A 14,306-nucleotide genomic window follows, 5' to 3' on the forward strand; every position below is an offset into this window, starting at 1 on the left:
CGGCCTCGCCGAAGCCGTCGCGCTCGCCGGACAGGCGGCGCAGCGGGCGGAGACGGTTCGCGCGATCACCGTGGACGCCACCGTCTTCCACGACGCCGGTGCCTCCGACGCGCAGGAGCTGGGCGCGGCCGTCGCCGCGGGCTTGGCATACCTCCGGTCGCTGACCGAGAGCGTGGACATCGCCGACGCGTTGGGACAACTGGAGTTCCGGCTCGCGGCCACCGACGATCAGTTCGCCACCATCGCGAAGTTCCGTGCCGCCAGGCAGCTCTGGGCGCGGGTCGCGGAGGTCTGCGGCGCACCGGATTTCGGCGGAGCCCCCCAGCACGCGGTTACCTCGGCCGCCATGATGAGCCAACGCGATCCCTGGGTGAACATGCTGCGCACCACGCTCGCGGCGTTCGGCGCGGGCATCGGCGGCGCCGACACCGTGACCGTGCTGCCGTTCGACTCCGCTCTGCCGCCCGGTGAGCTCGGCGTCTCGAAGTCGTTCGCCGACCGCATGGCCCGCAACACCCAGCTGCTGCTGCTCGAGGAATCGCATCTCGGTCATGTGCTGGACCCGGGTGCGGGCTCCTGGTACGTCGAGGACCTCACCGCCGCGCTGGCGGCGAAGGCGTGGGAGTTCCTCCAAGAGATCGAGGCGGCCGGTGGCTACCTCGCCGCGCTGGAATCCGATCTGCTCGCCGAGCGCGTAGCCGCCACCAAGGCTGCTCGCGACACCGATGTCGCGCACCGCAAGACCGCCGTCACCGGCGTGAACGAATTCCCGAATCTGGCCGAGCAGCCGTTGTCCGAGGCGGCGCGGCGCAGCGGCCGGGTCGCCCGCTACGGCGCCGCGTTCGAGCGGTTGCGTGACCGCTCCGACGCGTTCCTCGCCGAACACGGCACGCGGCCGAAGGCGCTGCTGGTCCCGCTCGGGTCGGTGGCCGAGCACAACGTACGGGTCACCTTCATCGCGAATCTGCTGGCCTCGGGCGGCATCGAGTCGATCAATCCCGGTCCGCTCGCGGTGGACGCGATCGCCGCGGCGGCCACCGGAGCCGGGGCGCCGATCGCGGTGCTGTGCGGCTCGGACGCGCGCTACGGATCCGAAGCCGGTGCGGCGGTGGAGCAACTGCGCGCCGCGGGTGTGTCCACCGTGCTGCTGGCCGGTGCGGCGAAAGCCGTCGCCGACCTGGACGACGCGCAGCGCCCGGACGGATTCCTCGCCGCGCGCATCGACGCCGTCGCCGCGCTGTCCGGCCTGCTGGAGAAGGTGGGAGCCTGATGACTACTCGTGAGATCAAGCACGTGATCGGCAGCTTCGCCGACGTGCCGCTGGCCGAGCGCGCACCGGAGCCCGCCGCGGTCGACGCGGCGCAGGTCACGGAGTACGTGCGTGCCGCCGCGGCGGCCAACCAGTACGCCCCCGAACAGCTGGTGTGGGCGACACCCGAGGGCATCGACGTCCCACCGGTATTCACCAAGGCCGACCGGGATGCCATTGCGGCCGAGGGGTATCCGCTCGACAGCGTGCCCGGCGTCGCGCCGTTCGTGCGCGGGCCGTACCCCACCATGTACGTCAACCAGCCGTGGACCATCCGCCAGTACGCCGGTTTCTCCACCGCCGCGGACTCGAACGCCTTCTACCGGCGCAACCTGCAGGCGGGCCAGAAGGGTCTGTCGGTCGCCTTCGATCTGGCGACCCACCGCGGTTACGACTCCGATCACCCGCGCGTGCAGGGTGATGTCGGCATGGCGGGCGTGGCCATCGACTCGATCCTGGACATGCGCCAGCTGTTCGACCACATCCCGCTGGACCAGGTCAGCGTCTCGATGACGATGAACGGCGCGGTGCTGCCGATCCTGGCGCTGTACGTCGTCGCCGCCGAGGAGCAGGGCGTCGCCCCCGAACAGCTGGCCGGAACCATTCAGAACGACATTCTGAAGGAGTTCATGGTCCGCAACACCTACATCTACCCGCCGAAGCCCTCGATGCGGATCATCTCCGACATCTTCGCCTACACCAGCGCGAAGATGCCGAAGTTCAACTCGATCTCCATCTCCGGCTACCACATCCAGGAGGCGGGCGCGACCGCCGATCTGGAGCTGGCCTACACCCTCGCCGACGGTGTCGAGTACATCCGCGCGGGCATCGACGCCGGCATGGAGGTCGACAAGTTCGCACCGCGGCTGTCGTTCTTCTGGGCGATCGGCATGAACTTCTTCATGGAGGTCGCCAAGCTGCGCGCCGGACGCCTGCTGTGGAGCGAGCTGGTCGCGAAGTTCAACCCGAAGAGCGCGAAATCGCTGTCGCTGCGTACCCATTCGCAGACCTCCGGCTGGTCGCTCACCGCGCAGGACGCCTACAACAACGTCGCGCGCACCTGCATCGAGGCGATGGCCGCCACCCAGGGCCACACCCAGTCGCTGCACACCAACGCGCTCGACGAGGCGCTGGCGCTGCCGACGGACTTCTCCGCCCGCATCGCCCGCAACACCCAGCTGCTGATCCAGCAGGAGTCCAACACCACCCGCCCGATCGACCCGTGGGGCGGCTCGTACTACGTCGAGTGGCTCACCCACCAGCTGGCCAACCGCGCCCGCGCGCATATCGCCGAGGTCGAGGCGCACGGCGGCATGGCGCAGGCGATCGGCGAAGGTATCCCGAAGCTGCGCATCGAGGAAGCCGCCGCGCGCACCCAGGCGCGCATCGACACCGGTCAGCAGCCGGTGATCGGCGTCAACAAGTACCAGGTCGAAGAGGATCAGCAGGTCGAGGTCCTCAAGGTCGAGAACTCGCGGGTGCGCGCCGAGCAGATCGAGAAACTGCGGCGGCTGCGCGCCGAGCGCGACCCCGACGCGGTGCGGCGGGCACTGGCCGAATTGACCCGCGCCGCGGCCTCTTCCGAGGGCGGCATGGTGAACAACCTGCTCGCGCTGGCCATCGACGCGGCCAGGGCCAAGGCCACCGTCGGCGAGATCTCCGATGCGCTGGAGCAGGTGTACGGCAGGCACCAGGCGGAGATCCGTACGCTCTCCGGTGTGTACCGCGACGAGGCCGGAAAGGTCACCAACATCACCAAGGCGAGTGAGCTGGTCGAGGAATTCGCCGAGGCGGAGGGCCGCAGGCCACGCATCCTCGTCGCGAAGATGGGTCAGGACGGTCACGACCGGGGACAGAAGGTGATCGCCACGGCCTTCGCCGACCTCGGCTTCGACGTCGACGTGGGCCCGCTGTTCCAGACCCCGGAAGAGGTGGCGCAGCAGGCGGCCGACAACGACGTGCACGTCGTCGGGGTGTCGTCGCTGGCGGCCGGCCACCTCACGCTGGTGCCCGCCCTGCGGCAGGCACTGGCCGAGGTCGGACGCCCCGACATCATGGTCATCGTCGGCGGCGTGATCCCGCCCGGTGACTTCGACGAGCTCTACCAGGCCGGCGCGGCGGCGATCTTCCCGCCCGGCACGGTGATCGCGGACGCGGCCATCGACCTGCTGAAGAAGCTCGGCGCCGAACTCGGTCACGAACTCGGCAGCGGCGCCGCGACGGAATGAGCGAAGCGGGCTCCGCGGCGCGGGACACCCCGAAGGTGGCCGCGCGCCGGACGATCGACATCGACGCCCTCGCCGCGGCGGTCCGCGCCAACGAGCGGGCCGCCCTGGCGCGGGCGATCACGCTGGTGGAGTCCACCAGGGCCGATCACCGGGCGCTGGCGCAGCAGTTGCTGCTGAAGGTTTCGCCGGAGGCGGGCTCGGGGAGCCCGCTCTCCCACCGCGTCGGCATCACGGGCGTTCCCGGCGTCGGCAAGTCGACCTTCATCGACGCGCTGGGCATGTACCTGATCGGGCAGGGGCACCGGGTCGCCGTGCTCGCGGTCGACCCGTCCTCGACCCGGACCGGCGGATCGATCCTGGGCGACAAGACCAGGATGGCGCGCCTGGCGGTGGAACGCGACGCCTACATCCGGCCCTCGCCCACCGCGGGCACGCTCGGCGGCGTGGCCAAGGCGACGCGTGAGACCATCGCGCTGCTCGAAGCGGCCGGATACGACGTGATCCTGGTCGAGACCGTCGGAGTGGGTCAGTCGGAGGTCACCGTCGCGAACATGGTCGACGTGTTCTGCTTCCTCACCCTGGCCCGGACCGGTGACCAGCTGCAGGGCATCAAGAAGGGCGTGCTCGAACTCGCCGACCTGGTCGCGGTGAACAAGGCGGACGGCAAACACGAGGTCGAAGCCAAAGCCGCCGCCAGGGAGCTCGCCGGTGCGCTACGCCTGATCCACCCGCACGACGCGCTGTGGCGGCCACCGGTGCTGACCATGAGCGGGTTGGAAGGCAACGGCCTGGACCGGTTCTGGGACACGGTGCTCGAACACCGCCGCGTGCTCACCGACGCCGGGGAATTCGACGCGCAGCGGCGGCGCCAGCAGGTCGACTGGACCTGGACCATGGTGCACGACCAGTTGCTGCGCAGGCTCGCCGACAACCCGGAGGTGAAAGCCATCCGGGCGCAGGTGGAGAAACAGGTTCGCGACGGCACCCTGACCGCCGCGCTCGCCGCCGAGGAACTGCTGCGCGCCTTCGACGGGCGCTGACCCGACGGATCCGGAGCCGACCGAATCGGCGATGTCGCGGTATGGCTCACCGCTGCGCACCGTGCAAGCGGACCTGCGCCACCAGCGCGCGGTGATCCGCTCCCGGCAGGCCCACGGTCTGCACCGCGGTCGCACGGCCGTCTGCGACGAGGATGTGGTCGATCCCGACCAGAGGCGGCCAGCGCTTGTCGGTCGGATAGGTGACCAGATGCCCGGCCCCCGCCTGTTCGGCGGCATCGCCGAAGCGCCCGGACAGCATCACGCGGAACTGCCGATGATCGTAGGTGGCGTTGAAGTCGCCGCCTACGATCGCGGGTCGGTCCGCGGGCGATCGTTCGAGAATCGCGTGCAAGCGGGACAATTCGTCGGCCCAGACCTCGGTGCCGAACACCGGCGGCACCGGATGGAAGGCGAACACCGTCAACGGTCCGGCGTCCGGGACGAGCGCCGTCGCCGAGATCTGATTCAGGACGAAGCCGTCGTATTCGACTGTCTCCGACAGGGGGTAGCTGCTCCAGATCCCCGTCCCGGTCGCGGTCCTGCCCGGTGCGAGATACCGGTAGGGCAGTAATCGGTCGAGGCCCGCGCGGTCGAGGCCCTCGACTGCCGCAGGCGTGAGTTCGTTGACGGTGAGCACCGTGACGCCCCGCGCGCGCACCTGGTCGACCAGCGTGCTCGGATCAGCACCGTCGAAGAGCAGATTGGCCTGCATCACGGTGATCGCCGGTCCGTCCTCGGCGCCCGAGCGACCGACGTACAGCGGAGCCTGTGTCCATATGCCGATGGCGAGGACAGCCAGCGCGACCGCCGCGCCGCGCCGGCGGCGCACGGCCACGAACGCCACCGCCGCCACGAGTGCGGAGCTCATCAGATACGGCGCACCCGAAGCCGCCAAGACCACCAGCCGCGACGACGATCGGTTGAAATGCAATGCGACCCCGACCGCCCCGGTCAGCGTCGCTATCCATGCGAGCAGGTCCACGCCGACCCGAATCGGTTTCGATATCACGTTCGAACCCGCGGCGGCACGATACCTGCGGAAGATCTCGCCGCGGATCGGCAATCCACGCCCGAGCCGGTTCTGGCGGGTCATTCGATGCCGAACAGCGCCGCCGCATTGCGGTAGCAGACCCGGCGCAACCAGTCGTCACCGAGATCGAGGCGTTCGAGCGCCTCGATCGAATGACCATAGGAGTGCGGGATATTGGGGAAGTCGCTGCCGAACAGGATGCGGTCGGCGAAGGCGCTCAGCCTGCCGTGCTCGTGTACCGGGAAGGGTACGTCGGCTTCGGCGAAATCGGTCCACACCATTGTGGTGTCCAGCCGCACCTCCGGGTAGTCCTCGGCCAGGTCGAGGAACTCGGAGTACTCGGGCATGCCCATGTGCGCGACGATCAGCCGCAGGCGCGGAAAGCGGCGTAGCACACCGGCAATAGGCTCCGGTCCGGTGTGTGCCCCCGGTGCCGGGCCGGAACCGCAATGGATGACGATCGGAATCCCCGCGTCCTCCAGCAGGCCCCAGACCGGGTCCAGCAGCGGGTCGCCCGGATGGTAGCCGCCGACTTGAACGTGCGCTTTGAAGACCCGAGCCCCACCCTCGACCGCCGCGCGGACATAGCTCGCCGCCTGCGGCTCGGGAAAGAACGTGGCGGTGTGCAGGCAATCGGGGGTGTGGGCGGCGAAATCGGCGGTCCATCCGTTCAGCCACGCCGCCATGTCCGGCTTGTGCGGATACACCAGTGCGGTGAACGCGCGAACACCGAAGTCGCGCAACGTCTTCAACCGGACCTCCGAGTCGGAGCGGTAGGTGATCGGCCAGGCGCGGCCGGTCAGCGGGCCTACCGTGTCGAAATACGCCCACACCTTCCGCATCACCTGATCGGGCATGAAATGGGTGTGCACGTCGATGATGCCGGGCAGCCCGAGCCGGGCGCGGAAGGTCGACAGGTAGGCCATGTCGTCCGCGCCGGTCACCGGACCTCCTGAGCCGCGGGCGGGTGCACGGCCCGCGCGAAGTCGCCGATCCGGGCGATCAGGCGATCGAAGAACAGCTCCGGATCGGTGCCGAGCACGATGTCGGCGTTGGGTTCCCGGCCCCACATGCCCGTCCAGTCGGCGACCGTGGTCGCGCGGGTGATGGTGCCCGCCAACTCCACGTCCACCGTCGCCGGGCGGACGCGGGCCAACGCCGGATCCAGCGCCACCGCGGCAGCGAACGGATCGTGCATATGAGCCAGATAGCCCAGCTGGTAGCCATGGTGGAAATCGAAGTAGAACCGCACGGCATCGGTGACGTGCCGGACGATCGGATTGCTCGCGGCCGAGCGGGTCCCGAGTGGATCGGACGGCGAGACATGCTCCACCGGAAAGCTTTTCGCGCGCTCGGCCAGGCGTATCAAGTGCTCGGGGCGCATCTCGATGGTCTCGGTGATGTCGAGCGCGCAGACGATCGGCCTGCGCCTCGCCGGGGCTGCGGCGAACGCGTCGAAGACTTCTTTGGCGGCCTCCGGGTCGACGTGCACGTTCCACTCGTTGGTCGGCGTGGTGTTGCCGGGATGGTTGAACGCGCCGCCCATGATCACCAGGCGGTCCAGCAGCAGCGGCAGGTCCGGTTCCATCCGCAATGCGAGGGCGAGGTTGGTCAACGGACCGGTGCAGAGTCCGACGATCTCGCCGGGATGGGCGCGCACCAGATCCACCCACATCCGGGCGGCCGATCGGGGCGAGAGACGGCGGGCCGACGCAGGTAGCTCGGCGTATCCGATGCCCTGCGGTCCGTGCGTGTCCTCGGTGGTGCGCAGCGGGATCGCCAGTGGAGCCGGGGCGCCGAGCGCCACTTCGATCTCGGGTGCGTGGCAGACGTCCAGCCAGGCCAGATTGTTCGCCGCCACCTGCGCCGCCGAAACGTTGCCCGCGGTCGCGGCGATTCCGGCGATCTCGGCCTCCGGAGAGCCGAGCAGGTACAGCAGCGCGAGCGAGTCGTCGATGCCGGTGTCGACGTCCAGGATGATCTTCTGCCGCACGGCACGAGACTAGCGAGCCGGTGGTCGGGCGCGCCGCCGAGGTCGCCGGTAGCTCGGCGATCGCACGGGTAGGACATACGTCTAGTACGTTTGTCTAAGACGTTGTAGCCTGGAGGCATGGGAAATCGCGAGGATCTACTGGCGGGAGCACGAAAAGTCATCGTCGAGCGTGGCGTCGCGAAGGCGACCGCCCGCGACATCGCTTCGGCAGCCGGTGTGAGCCTGGCGGCGATCGGCTACCACTTCGGCTCCAAGGAGCAATTGATCACCGAAGCGCTGACCGACACTCTGGGCACCGCGATCGGCGACAGCATGGAGGCGAAGATTCGCGCGGGCAGCGGTGCCGCGCCGCTGGCGGCGTTCGCCGCGCTGTGGAACGGCATGCCCGCGGTGTTCACCGAGAACCGCGACAGCATGCTGGCGAGCATGGAGAATCTGGTGCGCGTCGCCCGGTCGCCGGAGTCGCAGAAGTTCTTCGCTCAGAGCCTGCCCGGGGCCTATCGGGACATGGCGGATGCCCTGCGGGAGGCACACCCGCAGCTCAGCGAAGACCAGGCCGAGGCGATCGCGGAGCTGTACTTCGTGCTCGTCCAAGGACTCGGGGTGCTGCAGACCATCGTTCCGGAAACGAGACTGCCGGACGGCGACCGCCTGGCGAAGGCGGTCGCCGCGCTGGCCGGAAGCGAGAATCAGTGCTCGCTCGACAGTTCCCCGGCCGGGATGTGACGCAAACGAAGCACGGCGACCGCCGAAAGCACCAGAGCCGCCACCGCGGCGACGCCGGCCGTCACGTGGACTCCGTGCAGGAACGCTTCCCGCGCGGCCCGCAGCACCGCGTCGCCCAACTCCCCGGGTAATCCCGCCGCCGTGTGCACCGCGCCGCCCAGGGTGTCGCGCACCGAGCGCTCGGCCTCGCCGGGCAGATCGGCGGGCAGCGAGCCGGTGAGATCGCCGCGATAGAGCGCGACACTGATGCTGCCGAGGACCGAAATGCCCAGGGCGCCACCGAGTTCCGCTCCCGTCTCGGAGACGCCCGCGGCGGCGCCCGCCTGTTCCTGCGGCGCCGAGCCGACGATCAGCTCGGTGGTGATGCCGAACACCGGGGCCAAGCCCAGCGCGATGATCACCGAGGCGACCAGCGCGAGCGGCACCCCGCCGGTGACGCCGATCCGCGTCATCAGCAGCAGGCCGACAGCCGAGGTCGCCAGGCCCGAACCGATCAGGTAGGCCGGGCGGACCACCCGGACGATTTGCGGAGCCAGTTGCGAACCGGCGATGAAGCCGAGTCCGGACGGTGCCATCACCAGGCCCGCCGCCAGCGGTGACAGGCCGAGCACGAGTTGGAAGTACTGGGCTACGAACAGGAAGTAGCCGAAGGCGACGAAGACGCCGACCATGTTGATCAGCAGTGCGATGCGGAACGTGCTCAGCCGGAACAGCCGCAGATCGAGCATGGGATCCCGGCCGCGCAGCTGTCTGCGCACGAACACGACGCCGACGGCGAGGCCACCGGCGATCGCGAGCAGCGCGGCGCCGCCGAGCCCGTCCTGGGCGATCTTCTTCATGCCGAATACCAGCGCGATCATCGCCGCGACGCACAGCGCGGCACTGAGCGGGTCCAGCCGCGCGGCATCCGGGTCGCGGTACTCCGGCAGCACCTTCGGCCCGAGGATCAGGAGCAAGGCCATCACCGGCACCGCGAGCAGGAACACCGAGCCCCACCAGAATCGCTCCAGCAGCACGCCACCGAACAGCGGGCCGACCGCGCCGCCTGCGGAGAACGCTCCCACCCACACCCCGACCGCCACCGACCGCTGCCGGGTATCGCGGAACATGCTGAACAGCAACGACAGCGTGGACGGCGCGAGGGTGGCGCCCGCTATCCCTTGCAGCGCGCGGCAGGCGATGAGCAGTTCCGCGCTCGGCGCGAACGCCGCGACGACCGAGACCACCGCGAACGCCGCCGCGCCTGCCATGAGCAGCTTGCGCCGGCCGACGCGGTCACCGAGGGTGCCCATGGTGACCAGCAGCCCGGCCACCATGAACCCGTAGACGTCGATGATCCACAGCAGTTGTGAGCTGGTCGGGCGCAGTTCGGCGCTGATCATCGGCACGGCGAGGTGCAGCACCGTCATGTCCATGGCGTAGACCAGGCAGGCGAGGGCGAGCACACCGAGCCCGACCCACTCCCGCTTGCCCGCCAGCGGTTCGGCGACGCGGTCGAGCGTGCTGTCCACGGCGCGGGTCCCTTCGGAAACGGTGTCGATGAGCGTCATGTCGGTTCTGACGACGCGAGGAGCACCATTTCATCGCCCGTGACCGGGACGCCGCAAAGGATTTTCGCGGCGCCCCGGCGGGACGATCAGTGCGCGGGCAGCGGCCAGGCGGGACGATCCGCGCCGTAGGCGGGTGCGGGCCAGGCGTAATCCGGGTACTCGGCGAGCACGGGCGGCGCGGTGACGACCTGCCCGTGCCGGACCGCCTCCGCCGGGCTCGGCAAAGCGGCCTTGGGATGACCCGGGGTACGGTCCGGCGCGTCGAGCAGCCAGGCCGCCGTGCGGGCCAGGGCCACCCGCACGTCCCGTCCGACGCCGTCGTCGGCCCGCGCGGCCAAGGCGTCGATCACGCCCGCCGCGAGCAGGTAGCCCGACGCGTGGTCGAGCGCCTGCGCGGGCAGCGCCCCCGGCACCGCGGGCGCACCCTCGAGGATCGAGATGCCGGAGGCGGCCTGCACGATGCTGTCGAAGCCGCGCCGTCCGCCCCACGGACCGGACTCACCCCAGGCGGAGACCCGTCCGTGGATCAGGCCGGGCCGGGCGGCGGCGCGCACGCCCGCGCGCTCCAGCGAGCCCGGCCGGTACCCGGTGATCAGCACGTCCGCGGCGGCGATCAGGTCGTCGATGCCGCGTGTGCGCAGGTCGACGAGTGTGGAGCGTTTGCCCTGGCAGGTGTCGGCGAACTGCCAGGAGATCTCCGGCAGCTGCGGCGGATCGATCCGCAGTACCTCGGCGCCGAGCAGCCCGAGCGCCCGCGTTGCGACCGGACCCGCGATCACCCTGGTCAGATCGAGCACACGCACGCCACGCAGCGGCTGCAAGGGCGCGGCGCCGGACGGCAATCCGAGTTCGCCGCGGTCGGCGCGCGAGGTGATCGCGACCACCGGGCCCGCCGCGGCGGCCTGTCCCTCGCGGCTGGCGGCCCATTCCGCCTCGGTGCGGACGCGGACCGCGACGGCGCCGTGCGCGGCGGCCTGTTCCTCCAGGTCCGCGGCGCGCATCATGGCCATCTGGGCAACCACGAGGTCCACCGGCGCGGACTCGGGCAGGCCGAGCGCGGACAGCAGCAGCGACCGGTGGTGCGGGTAGTTCGCGTGCGTGCGAACCCACCCGTCGAAGGTGGGGAAGAAACCGGACAGCTCGGCGAACGGCGTCGGGAACCGGCCGCTGATGCGTAACAGGCGCTCGCTGGAGAAGGCCGCGGTGATACGGGCCGGATCGATGCGGTGCGCCACCGGGTCGAGGCCGCGCGCGGTCCGCATGCGGTTCGCGGCCGCCGTCAGCGCTGTCACCGAACCGGCGGCCAGCGCCCAGACCGGTAGTGTCGCGGCGAGATTGCTACCCGGATCGGGCGAGGGGGAGATGCGCGAGGCGGTGACACCGATACCGGCCTCGTAGTCGTGGACGAGCCGTGCGTGCGTGATCACTCGCTTCAGCCTAGTTGCCGGTCCGGAGAGGCCGCGTGTCGTGGTCCCCCCGGCCGGAGCCGTTGCCGCCCGCGGATTCCGGACCACACCGCCGTTCTGTCGCGCCACCTGCGACGATCCGGATCGCCGCTCAGCACGGCCCGCCTGCCGGTGCGCGGTGGGTCGATGCGGCGGGACGATCGCTGATCGAACCGGGCGCGCGTCCGGGTGGGTCCGCCGAGAGCGCTCGGACGGCGACCGCCGAAGCGCGGACGGGTGCCGCCGAGATTGCGGATGAAATGCTGACGAGCCCGCGGCCTTCGGCGGCGTCTTCCGGATGCGCTCGGCGTCCCGCACAGTGGCGATGCCGAGCGGGACTTCAGGACCGCACTACGCGAAAGGAGCTGTCGGAGAGTCCTTCTCGCCAGTGAGGATAGTGGCACGCGCCGAAGCCGGAGGAATTGGCCAGGATATCCCCATGCTGCACCGCAGCAACCGGCGCGGGACGCCGCGCGGAACCGATGACCTGTCCGTCGCGTGCGGACAGAGGGCAGAACATGGCAGGCCGCACCGAACACCACGCGGCAGCCATAGGTGAGGTCGAGCGACGATGACGAACGTCTATGCCGGAAGCGCGGAATACACGGTGCCGGTGGTCAGGAAGAAACCTAACTCCGCTGTGCGGGACCGAATTCCGGTCTTCGGCAACGACATGCAGCCGCGCGCCGCTCTGATCCCGGACCGGGTCCGCTCCGCGCCGATCAAGCACGACTACGAGCTGATGGCCGTCCAGGACGCCCAGAACGCCGGGTACCTGCGGGAGATCCAGAACCTCGCCGCCGAACGCGCCGCGCTGGGGACCGGCGGCCACGATCAGGCGACGCGACTGCGCACCGAGCAGCTCGAGGCGGCGCTGGCGGCGGCGATGACGGACGCGAAGGCGGCGGGCGTCGCCGCAAGCGACGTCGAGCGTGCCGCGGATTACGGCCGCGCGGGCGCCCACTGGGCCGATCGCCCCGCGCACCGCTACCTCGGCCGGATCGCGCAGCTGACCGACGAGATGGGGTCGCGTCTCACCGAATTGGCCGGCTACCGGCAGCGGATCGCCGAACTCGAACAGCGTCTCGCGCGGACCCGGCTCGGCGAACTCTGAGGGGCCCTCCCGCTCGCGCGACCCCCGCTGCCGTACCCGCCCCTCGGGACGGGGATGCTGCACCGGTGCAGGAGATCTTTCGGACCGCAGGCGTCGAGGGGTGGGTGTATGCCCGATGCGTCGGTTGTGGCGCCGAGGCGGGCTCGGGGGCGGACGAGCCGGTGGTGCTGGCGTCGGTGGTGAAGGTGCCGCTGGTGCTGGAGTTCGCCAGGCAGGTGGCGGCGGGACAACTGGACCCCACCGACCGGGTGCGGGCGCGGGCGGCGGACCGGCTCGGCGGCGTCGGCACCGCGGGCTGCGCCGACGACGTCGAGTTCAGCCTGCGCGACGCGGCGTACCTCGCACTCACCGTCAGCGACAACACCGCCGCCGACCTGCTGTTCGACCGGGTGGGGCTGGACAACGTGCGCTCGCTGCTGCGCGAACTCGGTCTCACCGCCACCCGGGTCGTCGGTCCCCCACGCGCGGTCGTGCGGTCCATGGCCGAGGACATCGGCGCGGCCGACGCGGCCGAATTCGCCCGCCGGTTCCCCGAGCTGACCGCCGAGCAGGTGCTGCGCACCAGGGCGCTGGACCCGGGGCGGACCACCGCGAGCACCCCGCGTGAGATGGCCCGGCTGCTCACCCTGATCGCCCTCGATCAGGCAGGCGCGCCCGAGGCGTGCCGGTGGGTTCGCGACCTGATGCGCCAGCAGGTGAACTGGTACCGCCTCGCGGCCGCCTTCCCTCCGGAGGTGCAGGTCTGGGCCAAGACTGGGACGCTGCCCGGGGTGCGCAACGAGATCGGTGTCGTCGAATATCCGGACCGTACGCGGTATGCCGTCGCCGTTTTCACGCGCGCGGCGACGCTGGCGCAGCGGTTGCCCGAGGTGGATCGCGCCATCGGCGCCGCCGCCGTCGAGGCGATCGGCCGCATCGTTCACGGCCTGCCGTAGACGACGTTCCACGGCCGTTGCGGCGAATCCGCGACCGTGGCTGGCCGGGACGAGCCGTCGTCCTGCAGGACCGTCACGACCAGCTCAGCCAGTTCACCCACCAGGGGATGCGCCACGCCGACCGGCCAGGCCAGCGACAGCCGGTGACTCAGTGCTTCCTCCGGCAGCGGCCGCCAGACCACCCGTGGTTCCTTCTGCGCCACCATGCCCTGGTCGAAGGCCACGCCACGACCGGAGAGCACCATCCCGAGCACGAATTCCGGGTTGCGCGCGTGCTGGACCGACGTCGGACGGAAGCCGTGTTCCCAGCACCGGCGCAGGGTGGCGTCGTAGAGGCCGGGCGCCGCCGCGCGCGGGAAGATCACCAAGCCGTGCCCGGCGAGGTCGGCCAGTTCGAGTGCCGACCGTGCCGCCAGCGGCGAATCGCGGGGCAGCACCACGCCGAGTGGCGTCTGGACCGCCGGTCCGAGTTCCAGGCCGACCGCGTCGACCGGGTGTTGCAGCAACCCGGCGTCGAGTTGCCGGTCGGCGAGCAGCCGGACCTGCTCGGCGGTGGTGAGTTCCTGCAGGTCCACCCGGACGTCCCTGGCCTCGAACGCGGTGAGCAGTGCGGCGAGCAACCGCCCGGCCAATTCGGGCGGCACGCCGATGCGCACCGCGTCCATCTCGCCCCGATGCGCCTTGCCCACCAGCGATTTCGTTCGTTCCCAGCGGGCCAGCAGGTCCTTGGACTCCGCGAGCAGGATCTGCCCGGCTTCGGTGAGCGCGACCCGGCGGCTGTCCCGGTCGAACAACCGCGCGCCGAGGTCGGCCTCCAGACGGCGGATGCGCTGGCTCAGCGGCGGCTGGGCGATGCCGAGGCGTTCGGCGGCCCGCCCGAAATGCAATTCCTCCGCGACGGCGACGAAGTACCGGAGTTGGCGCAACTGGTCCACG

At 70.5% G+C, this 14,306-nt stretch carries 12 protein-coding genes; 6 read left to right on the forward strand and 6 right to left on the reverse strand.

Annotation, left to right across the window (positions count from 1 at the left end):
- The 3 genes from ON19_RS12330 to meaB all read left to right on the forward strand — a co-directional run.
- A partial coding sequence (locus tag ON19_RS12330; RefSeq protein WP_043690369.1) for a methylmalonyl-CoA mutase family protein occupies window positions 1–1,270 on the forward strand: 1,270 nt, incomplete at its 5' end.
- Window positions 1,270–3,537, forward strand: coding sequence for a methylmalonyl-CoA mutase (scpA, locus tag ON19_RS12335; protein WP_043690371.1), 2,268 nt, complete (start codon window positions 1,270–1,272; stop codon window positions 3,535–3,537). The genes ON19_RS12330 and scpA, both read left to right, overlap by 1 nt.
- Window positions 3,534–4,577: a methylmalonyl Co-A mutase-associated GTPase MeaB gene (gene meaB, locus ON19_RS12340; protein WP_051168788.1), complete on the forward strand. Its 1,044-nt coding sequence runs from the start codon at window positions 3,534–3,536 to the stop codon at window positions 4,575–4,577. Before scpA ends, meaB begins: the two co-directional genes overlap by 4 nt.
- 46 nt (window positions 4,578–4,623) lie before the next feature.
- On the opposite strand, the gene ON19_RS12345 is transcribed toward meaB, so the two are convergent.
- From ON19_RS12345 to ON19_RS12355, 3 genes are all read right to left on the reverse strand, one after another.
- On the reverse strand, window positions 4,624–5,586 hold the full coding sequence (locus ON19_RS12345) for an endonuclease/exonuclease/phosphatase family protein (RefSeq protein WP_043690666.1): 963 nt from the start codon (window positions 5,584–5,586) through the stop codon (window positions 4,624–4,626).
- Between the two features lie 80 nt (window positions 5,587–5,666).
- A complete protein-coding gene (locus tag ON19_RS12350; protein ID WP_043690669.1) occupies window positions 5,667–6,533 on the reverse strand; it encodes an amidohydrolase family protein in 867 nt (288 codons plus the stop codon).
- A gap of 14 nt (window positions 6,534–6,547) precedes the next feature.
- Window positions 6,548–7,600 (reverse strand): nucleoside hydrolase, encoded by a 1,053-nt coding sequence (locus ON19_RS12355; RefSeq protein ID WP_043690373.1) that lies wholly within the window; start codon window positions 7,598–7,600, stop codon window positions 6,548–6,550.
- 117 nt (window positions 7,601–7,717) lie between these two features.
- Here ON19_RS12355 and ON19_RS12360 point away from each other — a divergent pair, with 117 nt between their 5' ends.
- Window positions 7,718–8,326 carry a TetR/AcrR family transcriptional regulator gene (locus ON19_RS12360; protein ID WP_051168789.1) on the forward strand — a complete coding sequence of 203 codons (609 nt, stop codon included), beginning with the start codon at window positions 7,718–7,720 and terminating at the stop codon, window positions 8,324–8,326.
- Here ON19_RS12360 and ON19_RS12365 read toward each other — a convergent pair.
- Together ON19_RS12365 and ON19_RS12370 are read right to left on the reverse strand one after the other, a co-directional pair.
- On the reverse strand, window positions 8,290–9,876 hold the full coding sequence (locus ON19_RS12365) for an MFS transporter (protein WP_083899324.1): 1,587 nt from the start codon (window positions 9,874–9,876) through the stop codon (window positions 8,290–8,292). The two genes, ON19_RS12360 and ON19_RS12365, sit on opposite strands and share 37 nt — an antisense overlap.
- Before the next feature lie 86 nt (window positions 9,877–9,962).
- Window positions 9,963–11,303, reverse strand: a complete 1,341-nt coding sequence (locus ON19_RS12370; protein WP_083899325.1) for a CoA transferase — start codon at window positions 11,301–11,303, stop codon at window positions 9,963–9,965.
- A gap of 589 nt (window positions 11,304–11,892) precedes the next feature.
- On the opposite strand from ON19_RS12370, the gene ON19_RS12375 reads away from it, so the two are divergent.
- On the forward strand, window positions 11,893–12,435 hold the full coding sequence (locus ON19_RS12375; protein ID WP_043690375.1) for a hypothetical protein: 543 nt from the start codon (window positions 11,893–11,895) through the stop codon (window positions 12,433–12,435).
- A 65-nt stretch (window positions 12,436–12,500) separates the two neighbouring features.
- Window positions 12,501–13,370, forward strand: coding sequence for a serine hydrolase (locus ON19_RS12380; protein WP_043690377.1), 870 nt, complete (start codon window positions 12,501–12,503; stop codon window positions 13,368–13,370).
- On the opposite strand, the gene ON19_RS12385 is transcribed toward ON19_RS12380, so the two are convergent.
- On the reverse strand, window positions 13,355–14,305 hold the full coding sequence (locus ON19_RS12385; protein WP_043690379.1) for a LysR substrate-binding domain-containing protein: 951 nt from the start codon (window positions 14,303–14,305) through the stop codon (window positions 13,355–13,357). The two genes, ON19_RS12380 and ON19_RS12385, sit on opposite strands and share 16 nt — an antisense overlap.
- Between the last annotated feature and the right edge of the window lies 1 nt (window position 14,306).

Source organism: Nocardia abscessus NBRC 100374, from assembly GCF_000308455.1.
In the GTDB taxonomy this organism is placed as follows: domain Bacteria; phylum Actinomycetota; class Actinomycetes; order Mycobacteriales; family Mycobacteriaceae; genus Nocardia; species Nocardia abscessus.